16 protein-coding genes are annotated in these 13999 nt (G+C 64.0%); 2 read left to right on the top strand and 14 right to left on the bottom strand.

Annotated elements, in window-relative coordinates:
* Window positions 1-3 precede the first annotated feature (3 nt).
* Window positions 4-255 (top strand): DUF3079 domain-containing protein, encoded by a 252-nt coding sequence (locus RQI28_RS19020; protein WP_311224215.1) that lies wholly within the window; start codon window positions 4-6, stop codon window positions 253-255.
* Window positions 256-370: 115 nt separating this feature from the next.
* On the opposite strand, the gene RQI28_RS19015 is transcribed toward RQI28_RS19020, so the two are convergent.
* The 7 genes from RQI28_RS19015 to cyoA are packed head-to-tail and all read right to left on the bottom strand — an operon-like array spanning window position 371 to window position 7220.
* Window positions 371-910: a response regulator transcription factor gene (locus RQI28_RS19015; protein ID WP_311224216.1), complete on the bottom strand. Its 540-nt coding sequence runs from the start codon at window positions 908-910 to the stop codon at window positions 371-373.
* A complete protein-coding gene (locus tag RQI28_RS19010) occupies window positions 897-2258 on the bottom strand; it encodes an ATP-binding protein (RefSeq protein ID WP_311224217.1) in 1362 nt (453 codons plus the stop codon). The genes RQI28_RS19015 and RQI28_RS19010 overlap by 14 nt, the downstream gene beginning before the upstream one ends.
* On the bottom strand, window positions 2239-2994 hold the full coding sequence (locus RQI28_RS19005; protein WP_311224241.1) for an SURF1 family protein: 756 nt from the start codon (window positions 2992-2994) through the stop codon (window positions 2239-2241). Before RQI28_RS19005 ends, RQI28_RS19010 begins: the two co-directional genes overlap by 20 nt.
* 59 nt (window positions 2995-3053) lie before the next feature.
* A complete protein-coding gene (gene cyoD, locus RQI28_RS19000) occupies window positions 3054-3473 on the bottom strand; it encodes a cytochrome o ubiquinol oxidase subunit IV (protein ID WP_311224218.1) in 420 nt (139 codons plus the stop codon).
* Window positions 3474-4109: a cytochrome o ubiquinol oxidase subunit III gene (cyoC, locus tag RQI28_RS18995; protein ID WP_311224219.1), complete on the bottom strand. Its 636-nt coding sequence runs from the start codon at window positions 4107-4109 to the stop codon at window positions 3474-3476. It abuts the gene before it with no gap.
* The gene (gene cyoB / locus RQI28_RS18990) at window positions 4102-6105 is read right to left on the bottom strand and encodes a cytochrome o ubiquinol oxidase subunit I (protein ID WP_311224220.1); all 2004 of its coding nucleotides are present in this window, start codon (window positions 6103-6105) and stop codon (window positions 4102-4104) included. Before cyoB ends, cyoC begins: the two co-directional genes overlap by 8 nt.
* 56 nt (window positions 6106-6161) lie before the next feature.
* Window positions 6162-7220, bottom strand: coding sequence for a ubiquinol oxidase subunit II (gene cyoA / locus RQI28_RS18985; RefSeq protein WP_311224221.1), 1059 nt, complete (start codon window positions 7218-7220; stop codon window positions 6162-6164).
* A 275-nt stretch (window positions 7221-7495) separates the two neighbouring features.
* Here cyoA and RQI28_RS18980 point away from each other — a divergent pair, with 275 nt between their 5' ends.
* Window positions 7496-8833 carry an MFS transporter gene (locus RQI28_RS18980; protein WP_311224222.1) on the top strand — a complete coding sequence of 446 codons (1338 nt, stop codon included), beginning with the start codon at window positions 7496-7498 and terminating at the stop codon, window positions 8831-8833.
* A gap of 196 nt (window positions 8834-9029) precedes the next feature.
* Here the strand turns inward: RQI28_RS18980 and tolA are convergent, their stop codons facing one another.
* From tolA to ribH, 7 genes are all read right to left on the bottom strand, one after another.
* On the bottom strand, window positions 9030-10058 hold the full coding sequence (gene tolA / locus RQI28_RS18975) for a cell envelope integrity protein TolA (protein WP_311224223.1): 1029 nt from the start codon (window positions 10056-10058) through the stop codon (window positions 9030-9032).
* 63 nt (window positions 10059-10121) lie between these two features.
* Window positions 10122-10547, bottom strand: a complete 426-nt coding sequence (locus tag RQI28_RS18970) for a biopolymer transporter ExbD (RefSeq protein WP_311224224.1) — start codon at window positions 10545-10547, stop codon at window positions 10122-10124.
* A gap of 34 nt (window positions 10548-10581) precedes the next feature.
* Window positions 10582-11283: a protein TolQ gene (gene tolQ / locus RQI28_RS18965; protein ID WP_311224225.1), complete on the bottom strand. Its 702-nt coding sequence runs from the start codon at window positions 11281-11283 to the stop codon at window positions 10582-10584.
* Window positions 11280-11702, bottom strand: a complete 423-nt coding sequence (ybgC, locus tag RQI28_RS18960) for a tol-pal system-associated acyl-CoA thioesterase (protein WP_311224226.1) — start codon at window positions 11700-11702, stop codon at window positions 11280-11282. Before ybgC ends, tolQ begins: the two co-directional genes overlap by 4 nt.
* Before the next feature lie 15 nt (window positions 11703-11717).
* Window positions 11718-12902, bottom strand: a complete 1185-nt coding sequence (locus tag RQI28_RS18955; protein ID WP_311224227.1) for a pyridoxal phosphate-dependent aminotransferase — start codon at window positions 12900-12902, stop codon at window positions 11718-11720.
* Between the two features lie 74 nt (window positions 12903-12976).
* Complete coding sequence (nusB, locus tag RQI28_RS18950) at window positions 12977-13534, bottom strand: transcription antitermination factor NusB (protein ID WP_311224228.1); 558 nt, start codon at window positions 13532-13534, stop codon at window positions 12977-12979.
* A complete protein-coding gene (gene ribH, locus RQI28_RS18945; RefSeq protein WP_311224229.1) occupies window positions 13531-13995 on the bottom strand; it encodes a 6,7-dimethyl-8-ribityllumazine synthase in 465 nt (154 codons plus the stop codon). The genes nusB and ribH overlap by 4 nt, the downstream gene beginning before the upstream one ends.
* Between the last annotated feature and the right edge of the window lie 4 nt (window positions 13996-13999).

Raw genomic sequence — 13999 nt, 5'->3', positions numbered from 1 at the left:
GACATGTCTGCAGGTTCCGCCGTGGCTACCAAGAAATTCCCCCTTCACCCCGCCCACCCCGAGCGCAATTGCTGGGGCTGCGACAGATACTGCCCGGCAGATTCGCTGCAATGCGGAAACGGTTCAGAGCGAACACAGCATCCGGCGGAACTGTTTGGTGATGACTGGGCGCAGTGGGGCTTGGACAAAGCCGAGCCTGTAAGTGATTTCGGTCCAGAACCGTCGGAAAGCAGTTCTATTCCGAAGCGACTTTGAACCGATTCAAGAATGCGCGTGGCGAGCGACTGTAATGGGTTGTGCTATTAAGTTAATAGCTACTAGCGCTTGATGGATAAGCGCTAGAGACCAATTTGACCTTGAATTTCTGCTGTCAGCTGACCTGGCGCTTTTCCAGCTTGCGCGTCAGCGTGCGCCGATGCATGCCCAGGCGGCGGGCGGCTTCCGAGATATTGAAGTCGGTTTCCGCCAGCACCTCGTGGATGCGTTCCCACTCCAGCGTCTTGATCGAGCTGGAACGGTTGGTGAGCTCGACGTCGGTGTTGCCTTCCGACAGGCTGAAGGCCGCCTCGATGTCGTCGGTGTTAGACGGCTTGGCCAGGTAGTGGCAGGCGCCCAGCTTCACGGCCTCCACCGCGGTGGCGATGCTGGCGAAGCCGGTCAGCACGACGATGAGCATGTCTTCGTCGAGCGCATGCAGCTTTTGCACGCAGGCCAGGCCCGAGGCCTCGCCCTTGAGCTTGAGGTCCACCACGGCATAGCCGGGCCGGTGGTGCGCCAGCACATCGTCCAGCGCGGCTAAGCTGTCGGCCTGTAGCACGCGATAGCCGCGCCGCTCGAACGAGCGCGCGAGCGTGCGCGCGAAGGCGTCGTCGTCTTCGACAATGAGCAGCAGGCGGTCAGTGGGGTCCATGGTGATGCGGGGCTCCAGGTTCCGGCAGCGCAATGGCTGCCAGTGGCAATTGGATGACGACTTCGGCGCCGCCTTCTGGCCGGTTGCGGGCCACCAGGCTACCGCCCAGGGTGCGCGCTACGGTCATCGCCAGGAACAGGCCCAGGCCGCCACCCGGACGCCCCTTGGTGGACTGGTACGGCTTGCCCATGCGGGCCAGGATGGCGGAATCGAACCCCGGTCCGGCATCGGTGACGGTGATGCGCAAGGAGTCTGCGAAGCGGTCGATGAGCAGATCGACCAAGTCGGGCGATGCGTCCCGGGCATTGTCCAGCACATTGAAAACCATTTGCTCCAGCGTGGTGTCGGCCACCATCGCGGCGTCGGCGCCGAAGCGGTTGGCGTAGCGGAATTCCGTCACCGATCGGGTCGCTTGCCAGTCGTGCGCCAGCCGGTCGGCGAACTGGCACACGGTGGTCTGGGCGGACTCTTCGCCCCGCGTTTCGCCGGCCGACAGCAAGATGCCGCTGACGATGCTCTTGCAGCGTTTGACCTGCGCCTGCATCTCGGCCACCTCGCCTTGCAGGCCGGGGTGGGCGGCCAGCAGCGGGTCGTGCTTCCAGTCTCCCAGGATCACCGCGAGCGTGGACAGCGGCGTGCCCAGTTCATGCGCGGCGCCAGAAGCCAGCAGGCCCATGCGTACGATGTGCTCTTCTTCGGCGGCGCGCTGGCGGGCCGATGCCAGGCGGGCGTCGCGCTGGCGCAGGTTGCGGCCGATGCGGGTGATGAAGATCACCACCAAAATGGCGTTGAGCAGAAAGCACACCAGCAGTCCTTGCGTGTACAGGCTGGGCGCGCCCTGGTGCAGGTCGGGCACGGCCGGCAGCGGCAGGTGGTGGCGCGACAGGGCGGTGAAGCACAGCGCGGCGATCAGCACGATCGACCAGATGTAGCCGCCGCGCAGCAGCACGGCGCCCAGCGCGATCTGCAACAGGTACAGGAAGACGAACGGGTTGCCGGTGCCGCCGCTCAGATACAGCTGGACCGTGAGCACGGCCACGTCGATCAGCAGCGCCAGGAACAGCTCGACATGCTGCACGCGGTGGCCCGTGCGCCAGCGGAGGAGGCTCACCCCGTTGAAGACCGCCAGGCAGCCGACGACCATCAGCATCTCGCCCACCGGCACGGCCAGCGCCAGTGTGTAGTACGCAACCTCGATGGTGAACACCTGGCCGATCACCGCCAGCCAGCGCAGTTGAATCAGCTGGTGAAGATTCTTGAGGCCGGCCGCGGTGTTGGCGGCCTGCGCCTTGCGCACGGAGGGCACCGGCGCGGGCGTGGCAGAAGGTTCAGGAGGAGGTGGTGTCATGGAAGGTGGATGCGGCGGATGCGGCGCGCGAACGACGCTCGTATCGTGCCACGTACACCCAGGCGATCACCGTCATCAATGCCAGCCCGAACCAGGTAAGGGCGTAGACCAAGTGGCTGTTGGCAAAGCGGATCACCGTCATGCCGGCGCGTGGCCACGCGTTGGTGGCGGCCGCAGTCTGAGCGCCGGGCAGGCCGGCGTCGATGAAGAATGGTGCGGCGTTGCGCAAGCCTTGTGCGGAGGCAATGGCCGCGACATCGCGGGAATGCCAGCGCTGCGCTGCGGGGTCGTTGCGGCGCAGGAAGCCACCGACGGGCTCGCTGATGCGCAGCAGGCCCTGCACAGTCGCCTCTGCCGCAGTGGTCTGATTGGCCGGGCCAGACTGCCATTGCGCGCGCTGGTCGGACGGAATGTAGCCGCGATTGACCAGCACCTGCGTGCCGTCCTGTTGCTGCAGTGGCGTCATCACCCAAAACCCTGCGCCGAGCTCAGTCACCGCCTGGGTCAGCACGGTCTTGTCGCTCAACCAGCGGCCTGAGGCACTGACCGGCAGGTATTCGTAGCCGGCGGCATCTACGCGGGGCCAGTCGGCCACCGGCGGCAGCGCAACGGGAGCCGAATGCACCCGCTGGTCGACCCGCTCGATCAGATCGAGCTTCCAGGCGCGCCGTTGCACCTGCCAGCTGCCGAGGGCGATAAACCCCAAAAACAAAGCGATGCCCACCAGGATGAGCATCGCTTTGGTCAAGGATGAGCGCCGGCCGCTCGGGCCGGCGCTGGAGGCCGCGTCGCCTGTCAAGGCGTGACGGCCGCCGGAGCGGACTGGGCGGGTGGCGAGCCGGGCATGGCGTGGTCCGGCATCATGTTCGCGTTCATGTGGAACATCACCCACAGCGTGCCGGCAATGGCGATGGCCACGAACACCACGGTGAAGATGGTGGATAGCATGGTCCATCCGCCCTCGACCTTGCCGTTCATATGCAGGAAGCACACCATGTGCACAAGGATCTGCACCACAGCGAAGCCCCCCAGCACCAGGATGGCAGTGTTGCGATCGGCGATGACCTTGGCCATGACCAGCCAGAACGGAATGGCCGTCAGGATGATCGACAGCACAAACCCGGTCATGTAGCCCGAGAAGGTGCTGTGCGGCTCGTTCGCATCGTGGTGGTGGGTGTCGCCAGCGGCGGCGTGGGTTGCGTGTTGCGCGCTCATTTACAGCACTCCCATCAGGTACACAAAGGTGAAGACGCCGATCCACACCACGTCCAAGAAGTGCCAGAACATCGACAGGCACATCAGTCGGCGGTTGTTCTCGGGGATCAGGCCGTGTTTGCCGATCTGGATCATCAGCACCACCAGCCAGATCAGGCCGAACGTGACGTGCAGGCCGTGGGTGCCCACGAGCGTGAAGAAGGCAGACAGGAAAGCGCTGCGCTGCGGGCCTGCGCCCTGTTCGATCAGATGGTGGAACTCATAGATTTCGAGCGCCAGAAAGCACAGGCCGAAGAGGCCCGTGACTGCCAGCCATACCAGCGTGCCCTTCACATCGTTCTTCTGCTTGCGCAGCATGGCGAAGCCGAAGGTGATGGACGAGGCCAGCAGGAAGGCCGTGTTGATGGCCACCAGCTTCAGGTCAAACAACTCGGCGCCGGTAGGGCCTGCCGCATAGCTGCGACCCAGCACGCCGTAGGTGGCGAAGAGGGCTGCAAAGATGAGGCAGTCGCTCATCAGGTAGAGCCAGAAGCCCAGCGCAGTGCCGTTTTCTGGATGGGGCTCGTGCACGGGATGGTATTCGCGTGGAGCCAGGGCGCCGGCAGCAGCGCCGGCTTGGAGACGGATATCAGACATGGCGTGCGAGTTGGAGTGTGCGGGCTTCTTCGGTCGTGGCGACTTGATCGGCAGGGATGTAGAAGTCACGCTTGTAGTTGAAGGTATGGATGATCGCCACCAGCACCACTGCCGCGAACGACAGGCCGGCCAGCAGCCACATGTGCCAGATCAGGGCAAAGCCCAGCACCAGCGACAGTGCGGAGATCACGGCACCGGAGCCGGTATTGGCAGGCATGTGGATGGGCTGGAAGCCTGCCAGCGGACGCTTGTAGCCGTGCTTCTTCATGTCCCACCAAGCGTCGATTTCATGCACCACCGGCGTGAACGCGAAGTTGTAGTCTGGCGGGGGCGAAGAGGTCGCCCATTCCAGCGTCCGTGCGTCCCATGGGTCGCCCGTTTCGTCGCGCAGCTCTTCGCGCTTCAGGTAGCTGACGACCAGTTGCATCAGGAAGCAGCCGATCCCTGCAGCGATCATCGCCGCGCCGATGGCGGCCACCACGAAGTAGGGCTGCAGCGAAGCGTCTTCGAAGTGGTTGGCGCGACGGGTCACGCCCATCAGGCCCAACACGTACAGCGGACCGAAGGCGACCCAGAAGCCGATCACCCACAGCCAGAAGGAGCGCACGCCCCAGGTGCGGTCCAGCTTGTAGCCGAAGGCCTTGGGGTACCAGTAGTTGATGCCGGCGAACAGGCCGAACAACACGCCGCCGATGATCACGTTGTGGAAGTGGGCGATCAGGAACAGGCTGTTGTGGAGCACGAAGTCGGCTGGCGGCACCGCCAGCAGCACGCCCGTCATGCCGCCGATGGCAAACGTGATCATGAACGCCACGGTCCACATCATGGGCAACTCGAACCGGATACGGCCCTTGTACATGGTGAACAGCCAATTGAAGATCTTCGCGCCCGTCGGGATCGAGATGATCATGGTCGTGATGCCGAAGAACGTATTCACGCTGGCGCCGGAGCCCATGGTGAAGAAGTGGTGCAACCACACCAGGTACGAAAGAATGGTGATCACCACCGTGGCGTAGACCATCGACGTATAGCCGAACAGCCGCTTGCGGCAGAACGTGGCCACCACTTCGGAGAAGATGCCGAAGCAGGGCAGGATCAGGATGTAGACCTCAGGATGGCCCCAGATCCAGATCAGGTTCACGTACAGCATGGCGTTGCCGCCCAGGTCGTTCGTGAAGAAGTTGGTGCCGATGTAGCGGTCGAGCGACATCAGCACGAGTGCGGCCGTCAGCACTGGGAAAGAGGCCACGATCAGGGCGTTGGTGCACAGCGCGGTCCAGGTGAAGATGGGCATCTTCATCAGGTTCATGCCGGGCGCGCGCATCTTGACGATGGTCACGATCAGGTTAATGCCCGACAGCGTCGTGCCCACCCCCGCGATCTGCAGCGCCCAGATGTAGTAGTCCAGTCCCACGCCCGGGTTCTGCGCCCCCAGATTGGACAGCGCCAGCCAGCCAGAGGTGGAAAACTCGCCAAGGAACAGCGACACCATCACCAGAATGGCGCCGGCGGTGGTCATCCAGAAGCTGAAGTTGTTCAGGAACGGGAACGACACGTCGCGCGCGCCGATCTGCAGCGGCACCAGATAGTTCATCAATCCGGTCACCAGCGGCATCGCTACGAAAAAGATCATGATCACGCCGTGGGCGGTGAAGATCTGGTCGTAGTGGTGCGGTGGCAGGTAGCCCAGGTTGTCACCGAAGGCCATCGCCTGCTGCAGCCGCATCATGACCGCGTCGGCAAAGCCGCGCATCAGCATGACCAAGCCCAGGATCATGTACATGATCCCGATTTTTTTATGGTCGATGCTGCAGATCCAGTCGCGCCACAACGGGCCCCACAGACGGAATTTGGTGATGCCGGCGACCATGACAAGGCCACCCAGCACCACGGCTATGAAGGTCCACAGCACGATGGGCTCGTGCGCCATCGGGACAGAGTCCCAGCTGAGCCGGCCTAAGGCCCAATGGGACACAGCGGCGGTTTGTTCAGACATATCGAGTCTCTTTGATGCGGGCTCAGCCTGTTCGCACAGGTGTCAGCCCTTCGGATTTATTGTGGGGAAGCGGCGTTGGTGCGGGGGTTGCCAGCCAGCGGCTGGCCCAGCGATGCGATCACCTGGGCGGCGTTGTCGACCGTGCAGACGTCTTGCGGCAGATTCAGGCCGGCAGCCTTCAGGTAGGCCGCGCCACCGGCCTCATCGATGGCCATCATGTGGTGCATGCACATCTTGCCGTCTTCCACGCAGCGGTTGAGCACCTTGTCGTACAGGCCCTCTTCCACGCTGGCGAAGTACTCGACCGGGTTGCGCTCGCTGGGCTTGGACAGCGCCTGGTAAGCGGTGCGGCTCAGCGGCTTGCCGGCGGCCTTGGCCTGAGCCACCCACTGGTTGAAGTCGCCATCGTTCAGGCCGCGAAACTTGAACGTCATGCCCGAAAACCCAGCGCCGCTGTAGTGCGAAGCCAGGCCGTGGTACACGCCCTCTTTGTTGATGATGGCATTCAGCTCGGTCTGCATGCCGGGCATGGCGTAGATCATGCCGGCCAGGTCAGGCACGTAGAACGAATTCATCGTGGACGTGGACGTCAGCTTGAAGAGGATAGGGCGATCGACCGGCGCGGCGAGTTCGTTCACCGTGGCGATGCCTTGCTCCGGGTAGAAGAACAGCCATTTCCAGTCCATCGCGACTACTTGCACTTCGAGGGGCTTGACGTTGGGTGCCAGCGGACGGCTCGCATCCACCCGGTCGAGCGGACGGTACGGGTCGAGCTTGTGGGTGCCGATCCAGGTCACAGCTCCCAAGGCGATGATGATCAGCAGCGGCACCGTCCAGATGACCAGTTCCAGCGTGGTGGAGTGGTGCCAGTCCGGGTCGTACTCGGCTTCCGTGTTGGTGTGGCGGTATTTCCACGCAAACAGGCAGATCAGGAAGATCACCGGAACGATGATGATGAGCATCAACAAGGTCGCGGTCACGACCAACTGGCCCTGCTGCGCGGCCACATCGCCCGCCGGGTTGAGCACCACGGCCTTCTGACAGCCAGCCAGGGTGGCTGTCAGAAGGGCCGCTGCAAGCCACGCGGGCCTGCGGATTTCCTTGAATTGATACATGCTGAGGACGCAATGAGGGCGCAATTAGGTAAAAACGCGGTTACTTGATGACTCGGAATGTAATACGCGCAGCAGTTTTGTCGATTGGACATTTTGTCCACGGTCAATCACTCGCTAGGAAAAAATCCGGCTCAAAAGCCAGCCGAATCACATTCCGCGACTGCCAGCTTGGCGAGTGCGTAGGGTAACTCCCACCGGCTTGTGAGGAAAAGTCGCCTTGTGAGCGCGGGGTGTTGGGGGTAGAACCTACTAGTCAGAATGAACAGGAGGATTTCATGAGTGGACTCGCAGCAACTGCCGCCTTGCCGGCAGGGGAATTCAATGATTCGGGATCACTCTCTCGTGCGGATACCCATGAAGACGTCACGCCCAGCGAGATCGCCGTCGGGGTGATCATCGGGCGGTCGTCCGAATATTTCGACTTTTTCGTCTTCGGGCTCGCCTGTGTACTGGTGTTCCCGTCATTTCTGTTCCCTTACCTTTCGCGGCTGGAAGGCACGTTGATGGCTTTTGCCATCTTTTCTGTGGCGTTCGTCGCGCGGCCCGTAGGCACTGCCATCTCCATGGCCATACAACGCCGCTGGGGCCGCGGCACCAAGCTGACGGTGTCGCTCTTTTTGCTGGGCGCCAGCACGGCAGGCATGGCGTTTCTGCCCGGTTACAACTCCATCGGCAGTGCAGCCATTGTCGCGCTGGTGCTGCTGCGGATCAGTCAGGGTCTGGCGCTGGGCGGCACCTGGGATGGCCTGCCATCCCTGCTGGCCATGTCGGCGCCTAAGGAGCGCCGCGGCTGGTACGCCATGGTCGGGCAGTTGGGCGCCCCCATCGGCTTCGCCCTGGCGGCCGGTCTGTTTGCTTACCTCTACAGCAGTCTGAGCGTGGCGGAGTTCCTGGAGTGGGGCTGGCGCTATCCATTCTTCGTCGCCTTCGCCATCAACGTGGTGGCACTCTTTGCGCGTCTGCGGTTGGTGGTGGGCCAGTCGTACGCTGACCTGATGCAGCAACGTGAGTTGGAGCCCGTCAGCGTGACGCGCCTGATGCGTGATGAGGGTCGCAACGTAGTGTTGGGCGCCTTTGCCGCACTGGCCAGCTTCGCGCTGTTCCATGTGGTGACGGTGTTTCCGCTGTCGTGGATCTCGATGTACTCCGAGCAGTCCATCACCCACGTGCTGGGCGTGCAAATCTTCGGCGCCTTCTGTGCCGCCGGCGCGGTGATGCTGTCAGGGTGGCTGGCCGACCGGTTCGGCCGGCGCAACACGCTGGGCGTGATGGCGGTGCTCATCGGTGTGTTCAGTCTGCTGACGCCGCTGCTGCTCAATGGCGGCACTGCGGGCAACAACATCTTCATCATTGCCGGCTTCATTTTGCTGGGCCTGTCGTACGGCCAGGCCTCCGGCACGGTCACGGCCAACTTCTCGCCAGGCTATCGCTACACCGGCGCGGCTTTGTCGGCTGACATGGCCTGGCTGTTCGGTGCGGCGTTTGCTCCGCTGATTGCGCTCGGCCTGTCGGCCAAGTTCGGGCTGGTGGCCGTCAGCATCTACTTGATGTCTGGCGCCATCTGCACGCTGCTGGCGCTGCGAGTCAACCGGCTGATAGAACGACGCGAATGAGATGGTATGGCGGCGGCTGTGAACACGGCCGCCTGCCTGACTTGGGCATTTGCTATCAAAAAAATAGCTGCCTGCGCTGATTCTGCAAGGGGTTCATGCCGATAAAGGCTTGAAACCAGGGCGGAATCAGCGCAGGCAGCTTCGTTTTCAGGAGCACCCGGCCCAGCCCCGGCCCCAAGACCCAGGCGCTGCGTCGTTACTCCTTCGGACTAAACCCGATGGTCAGCGATGACGGTACCCGGCCGTCCACGTCCTTGGGCAGCGTGTCGGTCTTTTGCAAGGCGCGAATCACGGCGTCGTCCCAGGCCTTGTTGCCGCTGGACTGGGTGATGCGCGTGCCGACGATGGTGCCGTCCGGTGCGGCGCGCACTTCCACTTCAGTGCGGGGGTTGCCCGAGACGATGTCCGGATAGATGATGTTCGGGCGCACCTTTGCTGCCACCTTGCCGCCGTAGCTGCCCGATGGCCCTGAGCTGCGTTGCGCGGTGCCGGTGGCGGTCTCGCCGCCCGTGGCACCGGCAAGGCCCTGCATGCGGCGCAGGTTGGCTTGGCGCTGCTCTTCCACGCGCTTGGCTTCTGCCTCGGCCTTCTTCTTGGCCTCGGCCTGCTTCTTCTTGTCCTGCTCGGCCTTCTCGGCCTTTTCGCGGCGCTCTTCCTCGCGGTCGACGCGTTCCTTCTCGGCTTTTTCGCGCTGCGCTTTCTCGCGTTCGGCCTTGTCCCGCTCGGCCTTGTCGCGCTGCGCTTTTTCCTTTTCCTTGTCCTTTTGCAGGCGGTCCTTCTTGTCCTGCTCCAGCTGTTCCTGCCGCTCGCGTTCGCGCTTGTCCCGCTCGGCTTGCTGCTGGCGTTCCTTCTTGGCTTGCTCCTGGCGCTTCTTCTCGCGTTCGGTAGCGATGTCGGCCTCTCGTGTGTCGGGCTCTACCTGGCGCGGAGGCGGAGGCGGAGGGGGCGGCGGTGGTGGTGGAGCCGGCGCTGGAGTCGGGGCAGGCTGAGGAGGCGGCGTGGGTGTCGGTGGCTCGGGCGTGGCGGCGCGTGGCGCGGCCTGCTGGGGCACGGCGGACCACAACTCGGCTTCCACGGCGGGTTGATCGGCGCTGGTTTTCCAGTTCACGCCCCAGGTCAACGCGCCCAGCAGTGCGGCATGTGCCAGCACGGCCAGGGCCACGGCGCGAAGGCGGCCGGGCGGGCGGGGCGGGGCAAACTGGTCGCGGTCGTCTTGGGCGTGCATGCGGGGGCTGAAGGGGAGGGCAGGTCGGGAAACGGAAAGATTGAAAGAAGCCGGGCTCAGCCGTCAGCCGCCCGCCTTCACGGACAGGCCCACGCGCTGCACGCCCGCCTTCTGCAGCGAATCCATGGCTTTCACCACCGATTCATACGGCACGGTTTTCTCGGCGGTGATGACGACCGCGCTGCCCTCGGGCTGGCCGGCCTGCCAGCGCTTGGCGGCATCGCCGATCTCGCGCTGCGTGAGCGTGCGGGTGGCGTCACCAGTCTTCAATTGCAGCGTGCCGTCCTTGCCGACCAGAATCTGCGCCACGGCCGGCGGCTGCTTGGATGCCTTGCCGACAGTGGGCACGTCGATCATGCCGGGGGTCAGCATGGGCGCGGTCACCATGAAGATGATCAGCAGCACCAGCATCACGTCGATGAACGGCACCATGTTGATCTCGTTCATCGAACGGCGGCGGCTGCTGCCGCGTGAGGCCATTGCGGGCATGCGTGCCTCCTATTTCTTGCGAATGATGGATGAATCAGTGGCCCGAAGCCGAACCGGGCTGTGCGCCCAGGTTGCGCTGCAGGATGTTGGAGAACTCTTCGATGAAGGTTTCTTGGTGGGTGGCCACGCGATCGATGTCGCTGGCAAAGCGGTTGTACGCCACCACGGCCGGAATGGCTGCGAAGAGGCCAATGGCGGTAGCCACCAGCGCTTCGGCAATGCCGGGCGCCACCTGGGCCAGCGTGACCTGCTCCATGCCGGCAAAGCCAGTGAAGGCATGCATGATCCCCCACACGGTGCCGAACAGGCCCACGTAAGGCGACACCGAAGCCACCGAGCCGAGGAACGACAGGCTGGATTCGACCACGTCCATCTCGCGCTGGAAGCTCGCGCGCATGGCGCGGCGGGCGCCGTCCAGCAGCGTGCCGGGGTCGCTGATGCGGCGCTCGCGCAGCTTTTGGTATTCGCGCATGCCGCTGGCGAAGATGCGTTCCATGGGGCCGGCGTTCTTTGAATTTTGCGCGGCGCCGGCATACAGGTCGTTGAGGCTGGTGCCCGACCAGAATTCGCGCTCGAATTCGTCATTCAGCGTGCGAACGCGCTTCAAGGCGAACAGCTTGCGGAAGATGGCCGCCCAGCTGGCGATCGAAACACCGATCAGCAGCAGCATGACGAACTGCACCACCCAACTGGCGTTGAGCACCAAACTGACGATCGACATGTCTTGGGAATTCATGGTCTTGAGATTGTTTCCAGAAGGGAGCCGGGGATGCGTGCGGGGCGGAGCGTATCCGCCTGAACCCAGCCAATGCGAACCGTGCCTTCACACAGCAGCACCGGGCCGGATTCGATAGTGTGCTCTGTTTTCAGGAGCGCTTGCTGGCGTATTGTCAGGCAAGCCCGTCCGCATTCCTGGACGGCTGCCGTAACAATCAGTTCATCGTCCAGCCGAGCGGGTCGAAGGTAGCGCAGCTGCGCATCGGCTACGACAAACATGCCGCCCGTGAGTTCCCGCAACGCTTGTTGGCCCAGGCCCAGGGATCGCAGCCATTCGGTGCGCGCGCGCTCGAAGAACTTCAGGTAGTTGGCATAGAAGACGATCCCGCCCGCGTCGGTGTCTTCCCAGTAAATGCGCACCGGCCATTCGAATGCCATCGCCCAGCCCTGGCTTCAGCCGATCACCGACTGCAGGCGCCGCACGGCCTCCTGCAGCTGCGGCATCGAGTTGGCGGTGGAAAAGCGCACGAAGCGCGCCGTGTCGGCCGTGCCGAAGTCGCGTCCCGGCGTGATGGCCAGGTGGGCGCGTTGCATCAGCGCGAAGGCAAAGTCCCAGCTACCTTGCACGCCCATCCGTTCGGCCGCCTGGCTGCAGTCGGCCCAGGCATAGAAGGCGCCGTCGGGCAGCACAGGCACGTGCAGCCCCATCGACTGCAGCGCCGGAATGAAGAAGTCGCGCCGCGCCTTGAATTCGGCCCGGCGGCGTTCGTACTCGGCAATGCACTCGGGCTCGAAGCAGGCCAGCGCCGCGTGCTGCGCAATGGTCGACGCGCAGATGAACAGGTGTTGCGCCAGCCGCTCCACCACCGGCACCATGGCGTCGGGCACGACCATCCACCCCAGGCGCCAGCCGGTCATGTTGAAGTATTTGCTGAAGCTGTTGATGCTGATGACGTTCTCATCGATGGCCAGCGCCGTCTGGCCGAAAGCGTCATCGTGCGACAGGCCCAGATAGATCTCGTCGATCAGCGTGACGCCGCCCCGCGCCTGCACCACGCCGTGGATGCGGCGCAACTCGTCGGGCGCGATGGAGGTGCCCGTGGGGTTGGAGGGCGATGCGAGCAGCACGCCACGTGTCTTCGAGCCCCAGGCGGCTTCGACCTTGGCGGCGCTCAGCTGAAAGCGCTCCTCGGCCGTCGTCGGAATCAGCACCGCACGGCCGTCCGCTGCACTCACGAAGTGGCGGTTGCAGGGGTAGCTCGGGTCGGGCATCAGGATTTCGTCGCCCGACTCGATGAGTGCCAGGCAAGCCAGTTGCAGCGCCGCCGATGCACCGGCGGTGATGACGATGCGCCGCGCCGGCACCTGCACGCCGAAGCGCTGGGCGTACCAGCCGCTGATGCGCTCGCGCAGCGCATCCAGGCCCAGCGCGTTGGTGTATTGCGTGGCGCCCCGTCGCACGGCGCGGTCGGCCGCTTCCTGCACCAGCGGCGGCGCGGTGAAGTCAGGCTCACCGATGTTCAAAAAGATCATCGGGTCGGCGCTGCCGGCCACGTCACGCGCCAGGGCCTGAGCGGCCTTGGCGACTTCCATCACATAGAAGGGTTCGATGCGCTCGGCGCGGGTGGAGAACTTCATCGGTGCGCGGTTCTTGCCCGCAAGGCGCGGGCGCGGTGGGGGCTGGCAAGGCAGTGCCAGCCCAAAAAAACTCTTCAGTCTTGGCTAGGCGTGGGCGTGGGCGCTGGCGCTGGTGCCATCGGCTTGTCCGACGCGACCTCGGCGGCGCGCAGTTGCGGCGCCAGTCCGTTCAGCACACCGTTGACGTATTTGTGGCCGTCCGTGCCGCCGAATTCCTTGGCCAGCTCGATGCACTCGTTGATCACCACGCGCCAGGGCACGTCCAGGCAGTGTTGGAACTCATACACGCCGATCCACATGGCGGCATGTTCGATGGGCGAGATCTCGGCCATCTTGCGGTCGAGCTTGGGCAGGATCAGCGCGTCCAGCGACTCCGCGGTTTCGATGCAGCCATGCAGCAGTGCGTCGTAATGCGCCGAATCGGCCTTGTGAAAGCCGGCCAAATCGCGCGTGAAGGTGTCGATGGCGGCGGCGTCGTTGCGGCCCACCAGGTGCTGGTAGAGCGCTTGCAGGGCGAATTCGCGCGCACGGCTGCGGCCCGATTTGGACGCGGCCTTGCGGGCTCCGGTGCTGGTGGTGCCGGTGCGCGCCTGGCGCGGTGGGCGCTTGTCGCCGTGGGTGGATTCGCTCAAGACAGCTCCTCCAGCAAGTTGGCCATTTCGACCGCGACCCGTGCGGCGTCCTGGCCCTTGTCGCTCTGGCGGGCGATGGCTTGTTCCATGTTCTCGGTGGTGATGATGGCGTTGGCCACCGGCACGTGGTATTCCAGCGCGATGCGCGAAACACCTGCGCCAGACTCATTGGCCACCAGTTCAAAGTGGTAGGTCTCGCCGCGGATGATGCAGCCCAGCGCGATCAGCGCGTCGTATTCGTCACGCTCGGCCATGGCCTGCAGGGCCACCGGCACTTCCAGCGCGCCGGGCACCAGCACGTGGTGAATGTGCTTTTCCTGCACGCCCAGGGCGATCAGCTCGGCGCGGCAAGCCGCTGCCAGCGTGTTGGTGATGCTCTCGTTGAAGCGGGCCTGGACGATGCCGATGTGCAGCTTCTTGCCATCGAGCTTGTCCGCCGTTCCTTTGTCTGCGCCAAACATGTTC

Origin of the sequence: Acidovorax sp. WCS2018Noco2-16 (assembly GCF_031843945.1) — a bacterium.
Taxonomy (GTDB): domain Bacteria; phylum Pseudomonadota; class Gammaproteobacteria; order Burkholderiales; family Burkholderiaceae_C; genus Paracidovorax.
Note: the sequence above shows the minus strand (reverse complement) of the source record. Positions and strands in the feature narration are given on the sequence as shown.

What these genes read in the sequence shown, in the direction of transcription:
- cyoC (WP_311224219.1), bottom strand. Translation starts at nt 4,109, where the DNA reads ATGTCTGATATCCGTCTCCAAGCCGGCGCTGCTGCCGGCGCCCTGGCT.
- RQI28_RS19010 (WP_311224217.1), bottom strand. Translation starts at nt 2,258, where the DNA reads ATGACACCACCTCCTCCTGAACCTTCTGCCACGCCCGCGCCGGTGCCC.
- ribH (WP_311224229.1), bottom strand. Translation starts at nt 13,995, where the DNA reads ATGTTTGGCGCAGACAAAGGAACGGCGGACAAGCTCGATGGCAAGAAG.
- RQI28_RS18955 (WP_311224227.1), bottom strand. Translation starts at nt 12,902, where the DNA reads ATGAAGTTCTCCACCCGCGCCGAGCGCATCGAACCCTTCTATGTGATG.
- cyoB (WP_311224220.1), bottom strand. Translation starts at nt 6,105, where the DNA reads ATGTCTGAACAAACCGCCGCTGTGTCCCATTGGGCCTTAGGCCGGCTC.
- tolQ (WP_311224225.1), bottom strand. Translation starts at nt 11,283, where the DNA reads ATGAATTCCCAAGACATGTCGATCGTCAGTTTGGTGCTCAACGCCAGT.
- RQI28_RS19020 (WP_311224215.1), top strand. Translation starts at nt 4, where the DNA reads ATGTCTGCAGGTTCCGCCGTGGCTACCAAGAAATTCCCCCTTCACCCC.
- RQI28_RS18980 (WP_311224222.1), top strand. Translation starts at nt 7,496, where the DNA reads ATGAGTGGACTCGCAGCAACTGCCGCCTTGCCGGCAGGGGAATTCAAT.
- ybgC (WP_311224226.1), bottom strand. Translation starts at nt 11,702, where the DNA reads ATGGCATTCGAATGGCCGGTGCGCATTTACTGGGAAGACACCGACGCG.
- RQI28_RS19005 (WP_311224241.1), bottom strand. Translation starts at nt 2,994, where the DNA reads ATGCTCATCCTGGTGGGCATCGCTTTGTTTTTGGGGTTTATCGCCCTC.
- RQI28_RS18970 (WP_311224224.1), bottom strand. Translation starts at nt 10,547, where the DNA reads ATGCCCGCAATGGCCTCACGCGGCAGCAGCCGCCGCCGTTCGATGAAC.
- tolA (WP_311224223.1), bottom strand. Translation starts at nt 10,058, where the DNA reads ATGCACGCCCAAGACGACCGCGACCAGTTTGCCCCGCCCCGCCCGCCC.
- cyoD (WP_311224218.1), bottom strand. Translation starts at nt 3,473, where the DNA reads ATGAGCGCGCAACACGCAACCCACGCCGCCGCTGGCGACACCCACCAC.
- cyoA (WP_311224221.1), bottom strand. Translation starts at nt 7,220, where the DNA reads ATGTATCAATTCAAGGAAATCCGCAGGCCCGCGTGGCTTGCAGCGGCC.
- RQI28_RS19015 (WP_311224216.1), bottom strand. Translation starts at nt 910, where the DNA reads ATGGACCCCACTGACCGCCTGCTGCTCATTGTCGAAGACGACGACGCC.